The sequence below is a fragment of the Gemmatimonadaceae bacterium genome (genome assembly GCA_030647905.1).
Lineage (GTDB): Bacteria > Gemmatimonadota > Gemmatimonadetes > Gemmatimonadales > Gemmatimonadaceae > UBA4720.
In genome coordinates, this window is record JAUSJA010000018.1 from 75,399 (window position 1) to 91,792 (window position 16,394).

The window sequence follows — 16,394 nt, forward strand, 5'->3', positions numbered from 1 at the left end:
CTCCAAAGTATATTAGGAGATGGCCAGTTATCGTATGTCGGGCAACGGGCATCGGGCATCGGGCACCGGGAAACGGGCACCGGGTACCGGGAAGCGATTCCGCCAGCTGTTCGACGATGTGGGCACCGTCGATATGGTCGGGATCGAGGAGCGCGTCGCCAAGTTCCAGACGCGCAGCATCAAGAAGAAATCGAAGCTGTGGGGGCTCACTACGGCGGTCTCGATGGTGGACCTCACCACCCTCGAGGGGAAGGACACCCGGGGCAAGGTCGCGTCGCTTTGCGCCAAGGCGCGGCGGCCGAGTGATGATCCGGATGTGCCTTCCGTGGCGGCCGTGTGCATATATCCGTCGCTGGTGAAGACCGCCGCTCGGCTGCTCGCTGACACGCCTATCAAGGTCGCTTCTGTCGCCACCGGATTTCCGTCGGGCCAGAGTCCCTTGAAGCTCCGGCTCGCCGAAGTGAAGCAGGTCGTTGCGGATGGCGCCGACGAAGTGGACATGGTGATCAATCGCGGCGAGTTCCTCGCCGGCGAGTTCCAGCGCGTGCAGGACGAGATCTCCGCCGTCGTCGAAGCGTGTGGCGACGCGACTTTGAAAGTCATCCTTGAAGTGTCGGAGCTCGAGAGCTACGACAAGATTCGCGCGGCGTCGTTCATTGCGATGCGTGTGATTCGCGAAGGCGACTTCATCAAGACCAGCACGGGGAAGGCGTCGGGAAGCGCGACGCTTGCCAACACGCAGGTGATGATCGAGGCGATTCGCGATTTCTATCTCGAGACCGGGACCGCGATCGGGATGAAGCCGGCGGGCGGAATCCGCACCGCCAAGCAGGCGCTGCACTATCTCGTGGCGGTGAAGGAGACCCTCGGCGACGCGTGGCTGAATTCGAGTCGGTATCGTTTTGGTGCGAGCTCGCTGTTGAACGATCTGTTGCGGCAGATAGAGAAGCAAAAGACCGGGTCGTACCAGGCGCCCTGGTATTTCACTGAAGCGGCGGAGAGCTACTGATGGCCACAACAAAGCCGGTCGCCAAGCCTGCGGCGCAAAAAGACGGACATCGGGCAGCGGGTACCGGGCACCGCGTAGCGGGTAACGGACAGCGGGTTCGTTCGCCGATTCCAACGCTCATCTTCGGGGATCTGTGGGAGTACGATCCGTCGCCCGAGACCGCGGATCCGAGGATCAAGCCGCAGTACGAGCTGTACATCGGCGGAAAGTTCGTCGAGCCGAAGTCGGGGAAGTATTTCGATTCGATCAATCCGGCGACCGAGAAGGTCGTGTCGCGGATTGCTTTGGCCAACTATGAAGACGTGGACGCCGCGTACCAGGCGGCGAAGAAAGCATATGACTCCGTGTGGTCGAAGATGCCCGGGAAGGAGCGCGGCAAGTATCTGTATCGCATCGCGCGTCTCGTGCAGGATCATGCGCGTGAGTTCGCCGTTGCCGAGACAATTGACGGTGGGAAGCCGATCAAGGAGTCGCGTGACTTCGACGTGCCGATGGTCGCCGCGCATTTCTTTTATCACGCGGGCTGGGCGGACAAGATCGAGTACGCCATTCCCGGCGTGGAGGTGCATTCGCTCGGCGTAGTAGGGCAGGTGATTCCGTGGAACTTCCCGCTGCTGATGCTCGCGTGGAAGATTGCGCCCGCGCTGGCGATGGGGAATACAGTGGTTTTGAAGCCGGCCGAGACTACGTCGGTGACGGCGATGAAGTTCGCGGAGCTGTTGAACGAGGCGGAGCTTCCGCCGGGGGTCGTGAATTTTGTCACTGGTGCCGGGGAGACCGGCGCGGCGGTGATGGGCCATCCTCTGGCGGCGAAGGTCGCGTTCACCGGGAGCACCGAGGTCGGCAAACGCATCATGCGCCAGGTTGCCGGCAGCGACAAGAAGATGACCATGGAGCTCGGCGGGAAGGCGGCGAACATCGTGTTCGACGATTCGCCGATTGATCAGGCCGTCGAAGGTGTCGTGAACGGCATCTTCTTCAATCAGGGTCACGTGTGTTGCGCGGGGAGTCGCTTGCTCGTACAGGAATCCATCTACGAGCCGTTCGTCGCGAAGCTTCGTAACCGCATTGATGTTTTGCGCGTTGGGAATCCTCTCGACAAGAACACCGATGTCGGTGCGATCAATTCTCGCGCTCAGCTCGATCGGATTACTGAGCTTGTCGATTCAGGCGTGACCGCAGGCGCGCAGATGTATCAGTCGCCTGCGTGTCGTCTGCCGGGGAACGGGTTCTGGTTCAAGCCGACCGTGTTCACTGGTGTGACGCAGAGCCATCGCATCGCGCAGGAGGAGATATTCGGTCCCGTTCTTTCGGTGCTGACATTCAGAACTCTCGAAGAAGCTGTGGAGAAGGCGAACAACACCATGTACGGATTATCGGCGGGCGTGTGGACCGACAAGGGCTCGCGGATTCTCAAGATGAGCACCGAGCTCAAGGCCGGCGTGGTGTGGGCGAACACGTTCAACAAGTTCGATCCGTCGTCGCCGTTCGGTGGCTACAAGGAGTCTGGCTTCGGCCGCGAGGGTGGACGGCAGGGTCTGCTCGACTACGGGAAGATCGTCTAATGGCTTCACATCGGCTGCCGATTACGAAGACCCCCAAGGTTTACGTGGGTGGTGCGTTCATCCGGTCAGAGAGCGGGCGAACGTTCCCGATCTTCGAGGATGGCAAGAAAGACGGAAAGTTTTTCGCGAATGTTCCGCAGTGTACGCGGAAGGATTTGCGGAACGCCGTAGAGGCGGCAGCGAAGAGCGGACCCGACTGGGCTAAGCGGACGCCGTACAATCGCGGGCAGATTCTGTATCGTCTCGGCGAGATGCTCGAAGCCAGAGGCGCAGAGATGGCTGATGCAATTGCGCTCTCGGGCGGCACCTCCCGGAGAGATGCAGAGAAGGAAGTCGCTGCGTCCGTGGATCGGTTGATCTACTACGCGGGGTGGGCGGACAAGTATGCGCAGGTTGTGGGGAATACCAATCCTGTTGCGGGGCCGTTCTTCAATTTCACGGTGCCTGAGCCGATGGGGATCATCGGGGTCATTGCGTCGGATTCAGAGCCGCTGCTTGGGTTGATCAGCCAGATCGCTCCTGTCATTGTGAGCGGGAACACTGTCGTTGCTTTGGTTTCGGAGGCGCAGCCATATCCTGCGATCGTGCTCGGTGAGATGCTCGCGACGTCGGATCTGCCTGGTGGTGTTGTGAATCTGCTCACAGGATTCAGACGCGAGTTGCTGCCGACGTTTGCTACGCACACTCATATACGTGGCGTCAGTGCCGTCGTTGGAGCGGAAGAGCGGAAGGAGCTCGCGTTAGGTGCGGCGGATTCAGTAAAGCGAGTCAAGACGCGCAAGGCGGAGGAGAAGCTCGACTGGTACTCAGACAAGACGCAGGGCGTCTACGAGATCAAGGATTTCATCGAGTTCAAGACTACCTGGCATCCGATCGGGGTGTAGCGTTGCGGGAGCATTGCGCATAGACACCAGCCAAGAAATTGTGCAAGGGGCACATTTGTACGCGGGCGGATTTCGAGCATCGTGTAAACCCTCCGCCGTAACCTGTAAGACTGAAAAAAACAGTGCCTGCGATACAATCGGTTGGCCGAGGCTGCGGGTTTGGCTCCTAGTCAGCCGCGATAATACCTCCAACGCTGACGAGTTAGTCAAGAGAAGGTTCGGCGCTGCTCACGGGACGCACGACCTTGGGGCGTTATGTGCGACCAGGCGCGCATGGCGCCCTTGCCTAAGGAGCGCGTATTGGGTCACATCGGCGATCGGTTATTGAGGCGCGCACATCAAAGACCCTGGTCTGCTTAGCAATGGCACATCACACAAATCAAGAACTCGGAAGGCTGGCATCAGTCAATGCTTCAGAGTAGACTTCTGAGCTATGGATCTCCTCGCAGCCCTTCGTCGGCCTGAAGGCAAGACGCTCGAGTTCAAGCGCGATCTCTCCTCGCCAGACGGAGTGCTGCGGACGATCGTGGCCTTCTCCAACACAGCCGGCGGCATCATCATGGTCGGCGTTGAAGACGGCACCCGGCACGTACGGGGCGTTTCCGACCCGATCGCACTCGAAGAGCGTCTCGCTAGCTTGATCAGCGATTCCATCACGCCACGCCTGCTCCCGGACCTCGAGATACTTACCTACCGAACGACCCATGTGGTGGCGGTGCAAGTCTTTCCCAGCCCCAGTCGCCCACACTACATCACGAAAACGGGCGTACACGGCGGGACCTACGTGCGGGTGGGCTCGACAAACCGCCGGGCTGACGACGCGCTCATCAACGAGATGAAGCGGTTCGCACGGGGCGAGGCGTTCGATGAGCAAACGATGCCTGAGCTCGACTCGGAAGCGATTGACTTCCGAGTGGCTTCCGAGTTGTTCGCCCCGGTTCGACGGTTGGCGCGGCGTGATGTGGAGACGCTCCGGCTGGTGGATTCGCACCAGGGCCGCAAGGTTCCAACAATTGGCGGGATCATCCTCTTCGGGACTAACCGGCTGCGACACTTTCCGGACGCCTGGATTCAGGTTGGCAGGTTCAAGGGTACAGACCGGGCGACCATCGTCGATCATGCCGAATTACGAGGACCACTCCTCCAAGGGATCGTGTCGGCAATTGAGTTCGTTGAAAAGCACTCCACCCGTGGTGCTGAGATCGGACGTGTCCGTCGTATAGAGCGCTGGTCTCTGCCTCCGGTCGCTGTGCGCGAGGCGGTGATCAATGCGGTTGCGCACGCCGATTATTCTCAACGCGGAGCACCGATCAGAGTTGCTCTGTTCGATGACCGACTGGAGGTTGAGAACCCGGGGCTGCTGCCATTTGGCCTCACGATCGCAGACCTTCCACTCGGCGTCTCCAAGCTGCGCAATCGCGTGATCGGGCGCGTGTTCCACGAACTAGGCCTGGTGGAGCAATGGGGGAGCGGCATCCAGCGGATGATCGCGGCATGCCGTGATGCTGGGCTGGCACCCCCTGCGCTAGAGGAGATTGGCATCCGCTTCCGCGTTACCATTCGTACTGAGCGCGTCGGTGCGGTGGAACTCGATCCGATCGACCGCGCCATCGTGGCTCTGGTCACCGCGCCGGACGGCCTTGCGACGCGGGAGATCGCCAGCGGCATCGGGCTCACGCCCCGCGCCACGCGCACTCGTCTCGCCGCGCTGGTTGCCCGAGGACTCGTGCGCGAGATTGGCACCAGCCCGCAGGACCCCAAACGCCGCTATTTCACGACGGAATCCTCATGAGCCAGAAGCACGACAAGCTGAAGGCCCTGACGACGTTAGATATCTTGAGTCTCATGTCCTCCTGTTTCGACAGCTTGATAAGGCTACCTGTTCAAAGAAAGTAGTTTGTCGCAACACGCCAACGTTTGCAGCCGACCAACACTTCCGGTGCGGCTGCGTCGCAGAGATTGCAGTGTGCTCGCAGCTGAACGCAGCACACCGAGACCCGTTGTGCTGCGAGGGTTCCCAAGAGGTAACACGTGCCAAAATTGAAGAAGAAGCCCGCCTCGGTGAACGCCACCTCCGCCAACGTCGGCTACGAAGGCGAACTCTGGCAGATGGCCGACGCGCTCCGCGGCAGCATGGATGCCGCCGAATACAAGCACGTCGTTCTCGGTCTGATCTTCCTCAAGTACATCTCCGATGCCTTCGAGGAGTTGCACGCCGGCCTCGTATCTGAGAAGGCCCAAGGCGCTGACCCCGAAGACCCGGACGAGTACCGCGGCGCCGCCCATCCTGTGTTCTGGGTGCCGCCCGAAGCGCGCTGGCCGCACCTCAAGGCGCAGGCCCGGCAACCCACTGTCGGCCAGCTCGTGGACGACGCGATGGCCGGCATCGAGCGCGACAATCCGGCGCTCAAGGGCGTGCTGCCGAAGGACTACGCCCGCCCGGCGCTCGACAAGCAGCGGCTGGGCCAGCTCATCGACCTCGTCAGCAACATCCGGATCGGCGACGCCGAGAGCCGCGCGAAGGACGTGCTCGGCCGCGTGTACGAATATTTCCTCTCACAGTTCGCCAGCGCCGAGGGCAAGAAAGGCGGCGAGTTCTACACACCGCGCTGCGTGGTGAAGCTGCTGGTCGAGATGCTCGAGCCGTACAAGGGCCGGGTGTACGACCCCTGCTGCGGCTCCTCGGGGATGTTCGTGCAGTCGGTCGAGTTCATCCGCGCACACGCCGGGGGCAACGGCAACGGCGGCAAGGCGAAGGGCGACATCAGCATCTACGGACAGGAATCGAACTACACCACTTGGCGGCTGGCCAAGATGAACCTCGCCATCCGCGGTATCGACGGGCAGATCGGCCAAGGCGACACGTTCCACAACGACCGCCACCCTGATCTCAAGGCCGACTTCATCCTCGCCAACCCGCCGTTCAATATTTCCGACTGGGGCGGTGAGCGGCTGCGCGACGACAAGCGCTGGCAGTACGGCGTGCCGCCCGCGGGCAACGCCAACTTTGCCTGGGTACAGCATATGGTGCACCACCTGGCACCCGCAGGCGTCGCTGGTTTCGTACTCGCCAACGGCTCGATGTCGTCCAACCAGTCGGGCGAGGGCGAGATCCGCAAGAACCTGATCGAGGCAGACCTCGTGGATTGCATGATCGCGCTGCCAGGCCAGCTCTTCTACTCGACGCAGATCCCCGCGTGCCTGTGGTTCCTCGCGCGCAATCGCAAGAACGGCAAATTCCGCGATCGGCGCGGCCACGTGCTCTTTATCGACGCGCGCAAACTCGGCCGCATGGCGGACCGCACGCACAAGGATCTGACCGACGAAGACGTCGCGCGGATCGCCGGCACCTACCACGCCTGGCGTGGTGAGAAGAACGCGGGCGAGTACACCGATGTCGCAGGCTTCTGCAAGAGCGCGCCGCTGGAGGAAGTGCGCAAGCACGGCCACGTGCTCACCCCCGGGCGCTACGTCGGGGCCTTGCCCCAAGAGGACGACGGCGAGCCGTTTGAGGAGAAGATGCAGCGGCTCAGCGCGACGTTGCGCGAGCAGCAGGCCGAAGCCGCGAAGTTGGACGCCGCCATTACCGCCAACCTTAAGGAGCTTGGGTATGGCGGATAAGAAGAAGACCATAAAGGGCTCGGCCATGCCTGATAGCAAATCCATCATCCCCGGGGACTACGCGGACTGGCTGGCCAACCTGAAGTCCCGCATCTCCGGTGCCCGGCAGCGGGCCACGCTTGCTGTCAATCAGGAGTTGGTGCGGCTCTATCACCAAATCGGCACCGAGATTCTGGAGCGGCAGACCCGTCAGGGCTGGGGAGCCAAAGTGATCGACCGCCTGGCCGCCGATCTCCGCGAAGCCTTCCCGGAGATGAAGGGCTTCTCCAGCCGCAACCTCAAGTACATGAAGTTCTTCGCCCAGATGTGTCCCGCTGGCCTAATTGGGCAGCAGCCTGCTGCCCAATTGCCCTGGTTCCATATCGTCACGCTCCTCACCAAGGTTTCTGCGGACACCGAGCGCGAATGGTATGCGGCCCAAGTCATCCAGCATGGCTGGTCGCGGCCCACGTTGGATGTTCACATTAAGAACCAGCTCCACCTGCGCCAGGGCGTCGCTATCACCAACTTCGATCGCCACCTCCCCACGCCGCACGCCCAGCTCGCCATCGAAGCCTTGAAGGACCCCTACCTCTTTGACTTCCTCGGCCTCGGCGACGAAGCCCATGAGCGCGACATCGAAAACGCTCTCATTCGGCATATCACCCGGTTTCTCCTGGAACTCGGGGCAGGTTTCGCTTTTGTCGGGCGGCAATTTCGGCTGGAAGTGGATGGCGACGAGTTTTTCGTCGACCTGCTTTTCTATCACACCCGCCTGAAATGTTATGTGGTGGTGGAACTCAAGGGAGTGGCCTTCAAGCCCGAACACGCCGGCCAACTGAACTTCTATCTCGCTGCAGTGGATGCCCAGATCAAGGCTCCGGACGACAAGCCCACCATCGGCCTCTTGCTCTGCAAGACCAAGAACCGCCTCGTCGCCGAGTACGCCCTCTCCGGGATCAGCAAGCCTATCGGCGTGGCGGAATACCAACTCGTGCGTGCACTGCCCGAACCGCTGGATACCAATCTGCCCAGCATTGAAGAGATCGAGGCGGAGCTCAGCCGTGGGGAGGATGAGCGATGAGGTGGCTCACCACGACGCTGCGAGAGCAGCAGGGCGAGGCCGCGAAGCTGGATGCTGCTATCACCGCCAACCTGGAGGAGTTTGGGTATGGCGGGTGAAGCGTTGGCATCCGTCGGAACGAAGAGCTGGCTGTATCACCCAGTGTTTCCCGATCACTGGGAGCGCCGGGCGCTCCACTCACTGGCCCAGTGGGTGAATGGTCTCGCTTTCCGCGACATCCAGTTCAGCCCAACTGGCAAGCCGGTCATCAAAATTGCCGAGATCAAGGGGGGAATCTCCGGTCAAACGAAGTTCACCGAGCAAGTCTTTGACGAGTCGGTTCATGTGAGAGCAGGGGATCTCCTGTTCTCATGGTCCGGGCAGCCCGAGACGTCGATCGACGTTTTCTGGTGGCGAGGCACGAATGGGTGGCTGAATCAGCATTCCTTCCGAGTGACTCCAGTCGAAGCCGTCGATCGGACATTCTTCTTCTACCTGTTGCGGTATCTGAAGCCCAGCTTCGTCGGCATAGCGCGCAACAAGCAAACGACAGGATTGGGGCACGTCACGAAGCGTGATCTCGAGAACATCGAAGCGGCCTATCCTTCTCTTCCCGAACAACGCGCCATCGCCCACATCCTCGGCACGCTGGACGACAAGATCGAGCTGAACCGGCGGATGAACGAGACGCTGGAGGCGATGGCGCGGGCGCTGTTCAAGTCGTGGTTCGTGGACTTCGACCCCGTCCGCGCGAAGGCCGAAGGCCGCGATCCCGGCCTGCCCAAGCCCATCGCCGACCTGTTCCCGGATTCCTTCGAGGACTCGGAGCTGGGGGAGATTCCGAAGGGGTGGGCGGTTGAGCTACTGTCTGAAATCACATCGGTAATAACTAAAGGAACCACGCCCACGCATTCGGATACTGCAACCGCTGATGAAGCCGATCTCGGGATCAACTATGTTCGCGTCAATGCTATCGATGAAGATGGAGCTGTTCTTTTCGACAAGCTGACCACGATTCCGGAGTCAGTTCACCTTGGTGTGTTGAAGCGCTCCGTGCTCCATGTCAGTGACGTGCTCTATACCATCGCTGGAACGATCGGTCGGATCGCCATAGTCGACGAGTCCTTGTTGCCCGCAAACACTAACCAAGCAATCGCGATTGTTCGGCCCAAACAAGCGATCCCTGCCACCTTCTTGGTGATGATGATGCGGGAAGCGGCGTTTCGCGAGGAACTACACAGCAACATCGTTCAGGCTGTCCAGGCGAATTTGAGCTTGGCGGTGCTTTCGAGAGCGCGAATCGTGGCTGCACCGCAGGACACGCTGCCGCAATTGTTCATGCCAACTGCCGACCTTATGAAACGAGTGACCTCAATACGCGCTGAATCCCGCACCCTCGCGGCCTTGCGCGACACGTTGCTGCCAAAGCTCATCTCCGGCGAGCTCCGTCTTCAGGATGTGAGCGCATGAGAATTCAACGCCTGCGTCTTAAAGGCTTTAAGCGATTCGACGACCTCACCATCGACCTCGGGGAACACCCGGCACGCATTGTCGCGCTCGTGGGCCCCAACGGCTGCGGCAAGAGCAGTGTCTTCGACGCCTTCGAGGAGAAGCTCAAGGACGTGAAGGGCGCCTCCCAAGGGAGTGAGTCGCAATCCTTCTTCTCAAAGTTCATGTTCCACTCCGACCCGCAGCTCCTCTCGCAACAATACAACAAGAGCGATGCCATCCAAGTCACGATGGAAGGCCAGGCACAGGGGGTAACCAAGAAGACCTTCCACATCCGTTCCGCCTACCGTTTCACGTCGAAGCTCGACGTGAAGAGCATCAGCGCGCAACCGGACCTTCTCGACGACACTCGGCGGCCCATGAGCAGCATCGCTATTGATAGCCGTTTGCAGGAGAACTACGAGCGCCTCCTTGGTCTCAGCTATGCTGAGTGGGAGGACGGGACCAAGCCGGGGAACGCGGTTCGAGCGGAGTTGCTCGGTCGCATTAATGAGGTTCTCACCGCAGTTCTCGATGTTCGCGTGTCCTCAATAGGAAACGTCATTGCGGGCAAGGGGCAACTCTACTTCGAGAAGGACGATGCGAAAGAGTTCCCATATCAGAACCTGAGTTCAGGGGAGAAAGAGGTCATCGATATTATCGTCGATCTCATCGTCCGAGGCCCCGAGTTCGACGACACAATCTACTGCATCGACGAACCTGAACTCCACCTTAACACTGCGATTCAGCGCAAGCTCCTTGTGGCCATCGAGCAGTTGATCCCGCCGCACTGTCAGCTGTGGATCGCGACGCATAGCATCGGCTTCCTCCGCGCTCTGCAAGACCAACTCGCAGGGGAATGCGCCGTCCTCGATTTTGCCGAGAAGAATTACTTCCGAGACACTCACACGATGCAACCCATCGCGACAACCCGCGCGCATTGGCAACGCATCTTCGAGACCGCGCTCGACGACCTCGTTGGTCTCATCGCACCGAAACGAATCGTCTACTGCGAAGGAAGGGCTGAACCGGACGCCGCAGGGGATGAGCAAGGACTCGATGCGTTCGTTTACAACGAGATATTCGGCATGGACGATCCGACGACACTCTTCGTTTCGAGCGGGGGCACAAACGACGTGAAAAAGAACGGCAGCCTCGCAATCAAGGTGATCAGCAAGGCTCTCCTCGACGTAGAGCTCTTGCTTCTTCACGACCGCGACGAACGGACGGACGCGGCGCGCACGACATGGCTCAATGAGGCTCCGCATCATCGGATGCTCGTCCGACGGGAGATCGAGAATTACCTGCTTGACTTCGACGTCTTGACGGCGTTCTGCGCTTCAAAGGGCAAGCCGCTCTCACGCACGGACTACGACGCAATCGTGACTGAGATTGTTGGGCAGGACCTGAAGGCGGGTCAGACTATCAGTCAGCTAAAGGCTTTCTGCGATGAAAGGCAGAAGACCAACGCTGACTTCAAGAAGGCTCTGGCGGAACACCTCCGGGGAACATCGGTGCATGGGGAGTTGCGAATCGCCATCTTCCCGGAAGCTCCGGCTACCGCTGCCTCTACACCAACGGTCGCTAGCACCCAGGGCGTTCGCTCGTCGTGAGTGGCGGAATCTTCATCACGGTTCCGATCTTTCTTCCACGTCGCACCCGACGAAGTCGTGTGTCAGATACCGGCATGACTATTGAGGCCGCGCTGTGAGTTCTGCATTCACCGAATCGGTAGTCGAACAGGCCGCCCTCGCCTGGCTCGAAAGCCTCGGCTGGCGGGTCACGCACGGCCTCGATATCGCACCCGGAGAAAAAGGGGCCGAACGAGCAGACTACGGGCAGGTAGTGCTGGAAGCGCGACTCCGCGACGCACTGGCGCGACTCAACCCCGCACTGCCGACCGAGGCAGTGGACGATGCCTTCCGGCGGCTGACGCGGCTTGACGGTGCGGAGTTATCGGCGCGCAACCGCGCAGTGCATCGCCTGCTCGTGGAGGGCGTGACGGTCGAATACCGCGGAGCAAGCGGCGAGATCCGCGGGGCACAGGCGCGCGTACTCGACTTCGACAATCCGCATAACAACGACTGGCTCGCGGTCAATCAATTCACCGTCACCGAAAACAAGCACACGCGTCGACCGGACGTGGTGTTGTTCGTCAACGGGCTGCCACTCGCGGTGGTCGAACTGAAAAACGCGGCCGACGAGGACGCGACCATATGGACTGCCTTCCAGCAGCTTCAGACCTACAAGTCCGAGTTACCGTCGCTGTTCGCTTTCAATGAAGTGCTGCTGGTCTCTGATGGCGTAGAGGCGCGTGTCGGCACGCTCACGGCCGGGCGCGAGTGGATGAAGCCATGGCGCACCATCACGGGCGAGACGCTCGCAGACTCGCATCTGCCCGAACTCCAGGTGTCGATTGAGGGCCTGTTCGCGCCGCAGCGTTTCCTCGACTTGGTGCGAGACTTCATTGTCTTCGAGGATGCAGGCGACGGCAAGCTCGCGAAAAAGATGGCGGGCTATCACCAGTTCCATGCAGTGCAGGTTGCCGTCGGCGAGACACTTCGCGCCGCCGAGTTGTATCGCGCTGGCGACCGGGTGGCGGAACCGGAGGGGCGTTACGAAGCGGGTCAGAAGCCCGGTGGCCAGCCGGGTGATCGTCGCGTCGGCGTGGTGTGGCATACGCAGGGCTCGGGCAAGAGCCTGACGATGGCGTTCTATGCAGGGCGGATCGTACGTGAGCCCGCGATGGAAAATCCGACGCTAGTCGTGCTCACCGACCGCAACGATCTCGACGACCAGCTCTTCGGTACCTTCTCGCGCTGTCAGGATCTGCTGCGCCAGGCGCCCGTGCAGGCCGAGAGCCGCGCCGACTTGAGAGAGAAGCTTGCAGTGGCGGCTGGCGGAGTGGTTTTCACCACCATCCAGAAATTTTTCCCCGAAACCGAGGGCGACCGCCACCCGGTACTTTCCGGCCGGCGCAACATCGTCGTCATCGCCGACGAGGCGCACCGCAGTCAGTACGATTTCATCGACGGCTTCGCACGCCACATGCGCGACGCGCTGCCGCACGCTTCGTTCATCGGCTTCACCGGCACGCCCATCGAGCTGCAGGACGCGAACACGCGCGCGGTGTTTGGCGACTACATCAGCGTGTACGACATCCAGCGAGCGGTTGAGGATGGAGCGACCGTGCCGATCTACTACGAGAGCCGGCTGGCGAAGCTGGCGCTCGACGAAGCCGAGCGGCCGAAGATCGACCCGGGGTTCGAGGAAGCCACCGAGGGCGAAGAGGTCGAGCGCAAGGAGAAGCTCAAGAGCAAATGGGCGCAGCTCGAGGCCATCGTCGGCGCCGAACGGCGTCTCGAACTCGTGGCCAAGGACATCGTCGAACACTTCGAGGCGCGGCTCGAGGCGCTCGATGGCAAGGCGATGATCGTCTGCATGAGCCGGCGCATCTGCGTGGAGCTGTACCAGCAGATCGTCCGGCTGAGGCCGCAGTGGCAGCACGAAGACGACGAGCAGGGCGCGATCAAAGTCGTGATGACCGGCTCGGCGTCGGACCCGGTGAACTGGCAGTCGCACATTCGCAACAAGCAGCGACGCGAGGGGCTGGCGAACCGCTTCCGCGATGCAACGGATCCGTTGAAGCTGGTCCTCGTGCGCGACATGTGGCTCACGGGCTTCGACGCACCGAGCCTGCATACGATGTACATCGACAAGCCGATGCGCGGCCACGGGCTGATGCAGGCCATTGCTCGGGTGAACCGCGTGTTCAAGGACAAGCCCGGCGGCCTGGTAGTGGACTACCTCGGCCTGGCGCACGAGCTCAAGGCGGCGCTCGCCACATATACCGAGAGCGGCGGCACCGGCCGCACCGCGCTCGATCAGGACGAAGCCGTCGCTGTGATGCTCGAGAAGCACGAGGTGTGCTGCGGTCTCTTTCACGGCTTCGACTGGTCGAAATGGGTTACTGGCAAGCCGGTGGAGCGCCTCGGAGTGCTTCCCGCCGCCCAGGAACACATCCTTGCGCAGCAGAATGGAAAGGACCGGCTCGTGGGCGCTGGACGGGAACTATCGCAAGCGTTCGCGCTCTCCGTACCACACGCCGAAACGCTGCGCATCCGCGACGATGTCGCCTTTTTCCAGGCGGTGCAGGCCGTGCTCGCCAAGCGCGCGCCGGGAGAGGCCAGGCCAGAGGAAGAGCTCGACCACGCCGTACGGCAGATCATCTCGCGCGCCGTAACGCCCGAGGGCGTGGTGGACATCTTCGCCGCCGCGGGGCTGGCGAAGCCGGACATCTCGATCCTGTCGGAGGAGTTCCTATCCGAGGTGCGCGGGATGCCGCAGCGCAATCTTGCGGTCGAGCTGCTGCAGAAGCTCTTGAAGGGCGAGCTGCGCACGCGCCGACGAAAGAATCTCGTGCAGGCACGGTCATTCGCGGAGTTGTTGGAGCAGTCACTCCGCCGCTATCAAAACCGCGCCATTGAGGCCGCGCAGGTGATCGAGGAGCTGATCGGGCTGGCGAAGCAGATGCGGGACGCCAACCAGAGGGGAGAATCCCTCGGGTTGACCGAGGACGAGCTCGCCTTCTACGACGCGCTCGAGACGAACGACAGCGCGGTGAAGGTGCTCGGGGAGCCGACCCTCAAGGAGATCGCCCGCGAGCTGGTCGCGACGGTCAAGAAGAACGTCACGATCGACTGGACCATGCGCGAGAACGTCCGTGCCCACCTCCGGGTGATCGTGAAGCGCATCCTTCGAAAATACGGCTACCCGCCCGACAAGCAGGAGAAGGCAACCGCCCTCGTCCTGGAGCAGACCGAGGTGCTGTCGCACGAGTGGGCGGAGTCGGTGAGCAACGCCTAAGGCGGGCCTTCATGACAGACGCCGACCTGGGAGGGGTAAACGGACTAAGATTACCCCCTTTCGTTTCGCTCCAGAGGGACTGGATCGAACAACGCGTGACAACCTGGCAGGAGGATACCCATTATGACTGTCTGGCTAAACCGAGCAGGTTCGCACGGCGAGTACGAACAGAAGTTCCTCCAGGAGAACCGCGTCTACCTCACATGGGAGAGGCTGGCTTCGGATCTTTCCAAGGTGACGGACCGCGAGACGCTGTTCGCGATGTTGACCCCGCTGTACCCGGACGCGAAGACCAAGGCGATCCAAAACTACGTCGGGCAGGTCTGGCCGTTCGCCCACGAGTTCAAGAAGGGCGACCTCGCCATCCTCCCCTCGAAAAGCCAGCCCATGATCTACGTCGGCGAGATAACCGGCGACTACCATTTCGAGCCAGGGGGACCTGACCCCTACTATCACTGGCGGCCGGTCAAATGGATCTCGGAGGGAGTCCCCCGCGCCAACTTCGGCGGCGACCTGCTGGCCTCCTTCGGTGCGTTCATGACGATCTGCCGCGTGCAGCGAAATAACGCGGAGGCGCGCATCCATGCGATGCGCGCGAACGGATGGAAGCCGGAGAAGCTCTCCCGCATCACGGTCGTCGATCCTCCTCCGGGGGGCGACGACGTCCCGGAGGACACGGACCTCGAGGAGCTCGCCCACGACCAGATCGCGCGGCTGATCGCCGCCCGTTTCAAGGGCCATGGGCTTACGCGGCTGGTGGAAGCGATCCTGAAGGCCCAGGGGTACACGACCTACCGGGCTCCGGAGGGGGCGGACGGAGGGGCGGACATCCTCGCCGGGGCCGGGCCGCTCGGGTTCGGGCAACCCCGCCTGTGCGTCGAGGTCAAATCCGAATCCTCCCCGATCGACCGGCCCACCATCGACAAGCTGCTGGGAGCGATAACCAAGTTCGGCGCCCAAGAGGGATTGTTCGTCTCCTGGGGCGGCTTCAAGACGACCGTCCACAAGGAGCTGGCCGCGAGCTTCTTTCGGGTCCGCCTGTGGACCCAGAAGGAGCTCCTGGAGCAACTCTTCGCCCACTACGAGCATCTGGACGAGGACCTGAAGGCCGAATTGCCGCTAAAAAGGATCTGGACGGTCGCCGCGCAGGACGAGGAGTAGCACCGCCCCGGCAACAGATAGAAAATTATTTTACGGAGAACGTCAGTTGGCTCGTTCCTGATCGCCACCTGTTCGTGCGGCTACAAAATCCGTGGGCCAAAGAGAATCCTGTCGGGTAGCAAAAAGTTTGAAATCACAATCTGTGATTTCAAACACGCGAAACCCATTCCCGCAACGATGAATTTTATTGACAGCCTGTTGCGTCATGATATTGTATGCGCTATCATGAATCGGAAGAAACTCCGTAAGGTCATGGAAGCGATGGAAACCCTTCGTCGCAAGGGGGGCATAAAAAGCTCGGAGTTAGAGGCGGCCGCAAGGTCAGTTGGGAGAACGCTTCACGGAAGAGGCAAAGAGCCGACATGGGTTAATTTGCGTTTTCCTGATCTTCGTCCTATAAGTATACCACATCATTCAAAAGAGTTAAACAGATTTACAGCGAACAATATAATTAATCAATTAGAAGAAGACATAATACGGCACGAAGAAACAATTGAAGATTAATTAATGAAAGGAATTATTATGAGAAATTTCACAAAAAGCGCGGAAGATTATCTTAAAGATGCATACTCAAGAATTCTTATGCCTGATAAGGAAAGTGGTACATATACTGCAGAAATATTAGAGTTCCATGGCTGTATAGCACAAGGAGATACGCCTGCTGAAGCTTATGAGAATCTAGAAGAGGCTGCAAGAGGATGGATCGAAGCATCTTTGGATTTAAATCAAAATATTCCTGCTCCAGCACAAGCGATTTC

The 16,394-nt window shown here is 60.6% G+C and carries 11 protein-coding genes; all 11 read left to right on the forward strand.

The window, feature by feature from the left end:
• Positions 1 to 19: 19 nt before the first annotated feature.
• Complete coding sequence (gene deoC / locus Q7S20_04065; protein ID MDO8501000.1) at positions 20 to 1,009, forward strand: deoxyribose-phosphate aldolase; 990 nt, start codon at positions 20 to 22, stop codon at positions 1,007 to 1,009.
• Positions 1,009 to 2,574, forward strand: coding sequence for an aldehyde dehydrogenase family protein (locus Q7S20_04070; protein MDO8501001.1), 1,566 nt, complete (start codon positions 1,009 to 1,011; stop codon positions 2,572 to 2,574). Before deoC ends, Q7S20_04070 begins: the two co-directional genes overlap by 1 nt.
• Positions 2,574 to 3,458: an aldehyde dehydrogenase family protein gene (locus tag Q7S20_04075; protein MDO8501002.1), complete on the forward strand. Its 885-nt coding sequence runs from the start codon at positions 2,574 to 2,576 to the stop codon at positions 3,456 to 3,458. Before Q7S20_04070 ends, Q7S20_04075 begins: the two co-directional genes overlap by 1 nt.
• Positions 3,459 to 3,891: 433 nt before the next feature.
• On the forward strand, positions 3,892 to 5,250 hold the full coding sequence (locus Q7S20_04080; protein MDO8501003.1) for a helix-turn-helix domain-containing protein: 1,359 nt from the start codon (positions 3,892 to 3,894) through the stop codon (positions 5,248 to 5,250).
• Between the two features lie 248 nt (positions 5,251 to 5,498).
• Positions 5,499 to 7,079: a class I SAM-dependent DNA methyltransferase gene (locus tag Q7S20_04085; protein ID MDO8501004.1), complete on the forward strand. Its 1,581-nt coding sequence runs from the start codon at positions 5,499 to 5,501 to the stop codon at positions 7,077 to 7,079.
• Positions 7,069 to 8,142 carry a PDDEXK nuclease domain-containing protein gene (locus Q7S20_04090; protein ID MDO8501005.1) on the forward strand — a complete coding sequence of 358 codons (1,074 nt, stop codon included), beginning with the start codon at positions 7,069 to 7,071 and terminating at the stop codon, positions 8,140 to 8,142. The genes Q7S20_04085 and Q7S20_04090 overlap by 11 nt, the downstream gene beginning before the upstream one ends.
• An 87-nt stretch (positions 8,143 to 8,229) precedes the next feature.
• On the forward strand, positions 8,230 to 9,591 hold the full coding sequence (locus Q7S20_04095) for a restriction endonuclease subunit S (protein ID MDO8501006.1): 1,362 nt from the start codon (positions 8,230 to 8,232) through the stop codon (positions 9,589 to 9,591).
• Positions 9,588 to 11,222, forward strand: a complete 1,635-nt coding sequence (locus Q7S20_04100; protein MDO8501007.1) for an AAA family ATPase — start codon at positions 9,588 to 9,590, stop codon at positions 11,220 to 11,222. The genes Q7S20_04095 and Q7S20_04100 overlap by 4 nt, the downstream gene beginning before the upstream one ends.
• A gap of 94 nt (positions 11,223 to 11,316) precedes the next feature.
• A complete protein-coding gene (locus Q7S20_04105) occupies positions 11,317 to 14,475 on the forward strand; it encodes a type I restriction endonuclease subunit R (GenBank protein MDO8501008.1) in 3,159 nt (1,052 codons plus the stop codon).
• Between the two features lie 123 nt (positions 14,476 to 14,598).
• Positions 14,599 to 15,636: a restriction endonuclease gene (locus Q7S20_04110; protein ID MDO8501009.1), complete on the forward strand. Its 1,038-nt coding sequence runs from the start codon at positions 14,599 to 14,601 to the stop codon at positions 15,634 to 15,636.
• A gap of 507 nt (positions 15,637 to 16,143) precedes the next feature.
• Positions 16,144 to 16,394: type II toxin-antitoxin system HicB family antitoxin (locus tag Q7S20_04115; GenBank protein MDO8501010.1), on the forward strand; the 251-nt coding region annotated here is incomplete at its 3' end.

Coding starts and splice junctions, on each gene's coding strand:
- deoC (MDO8501000.1), top strand. CDS start 20: ATGGCCAGTTATCGTATGTCGGGCAACGGGCATCGGGCATCGGGCACC.
- Q7S20_04070 (MDO8501001.1), top strand. CDS start 1,009: ATGGCCACAACAAAGCCGGTCGCCAAGCCTGCGGCGCAAAAAGACGGA.
- Q7S20_04075 (MDO8501002.1), top strand. CDS start 2,574: ATGGCTTCACATCGGCTGCCGATTACGAAGACCCCCAAGGTTTACGTG.
- Q7S20_04080 (MDO8501003.1), top strand. CDS start 3,892: ATGGATCTCCTCGCAGCCCTTCGTCGGCCTGAAGGCAAGACGCTCGAG.
- Q7S20_04090 (MDO8501005.1), top strand. CDS start 7,069: ATGGCGGATAAGAAGAAGACCATAAAGGGCTCGGCCATGCCTGATAGC.
- Q7S20_04095 (MDO8501006.1), top strand. CDS start 8,230: ATGGCGGGTGAAGCGTTGGCATCCGTCGGAACGAAGAGCTGGCTGTAT.
- Q7S20_04100 (MDO8501007.1), top strand. CDS start 9,588: ATGAGAATTCAACGCCTGCGTCTTAAAGGCTTTAAGCGATTCGACGAC.
- Q7S20_04110 (MDO8501009.1), top strand. CDS start 14,599: ATGACTGTCTGGCTAAACCGAGCAGGTTCGCACGGCGAGTACGAACAG.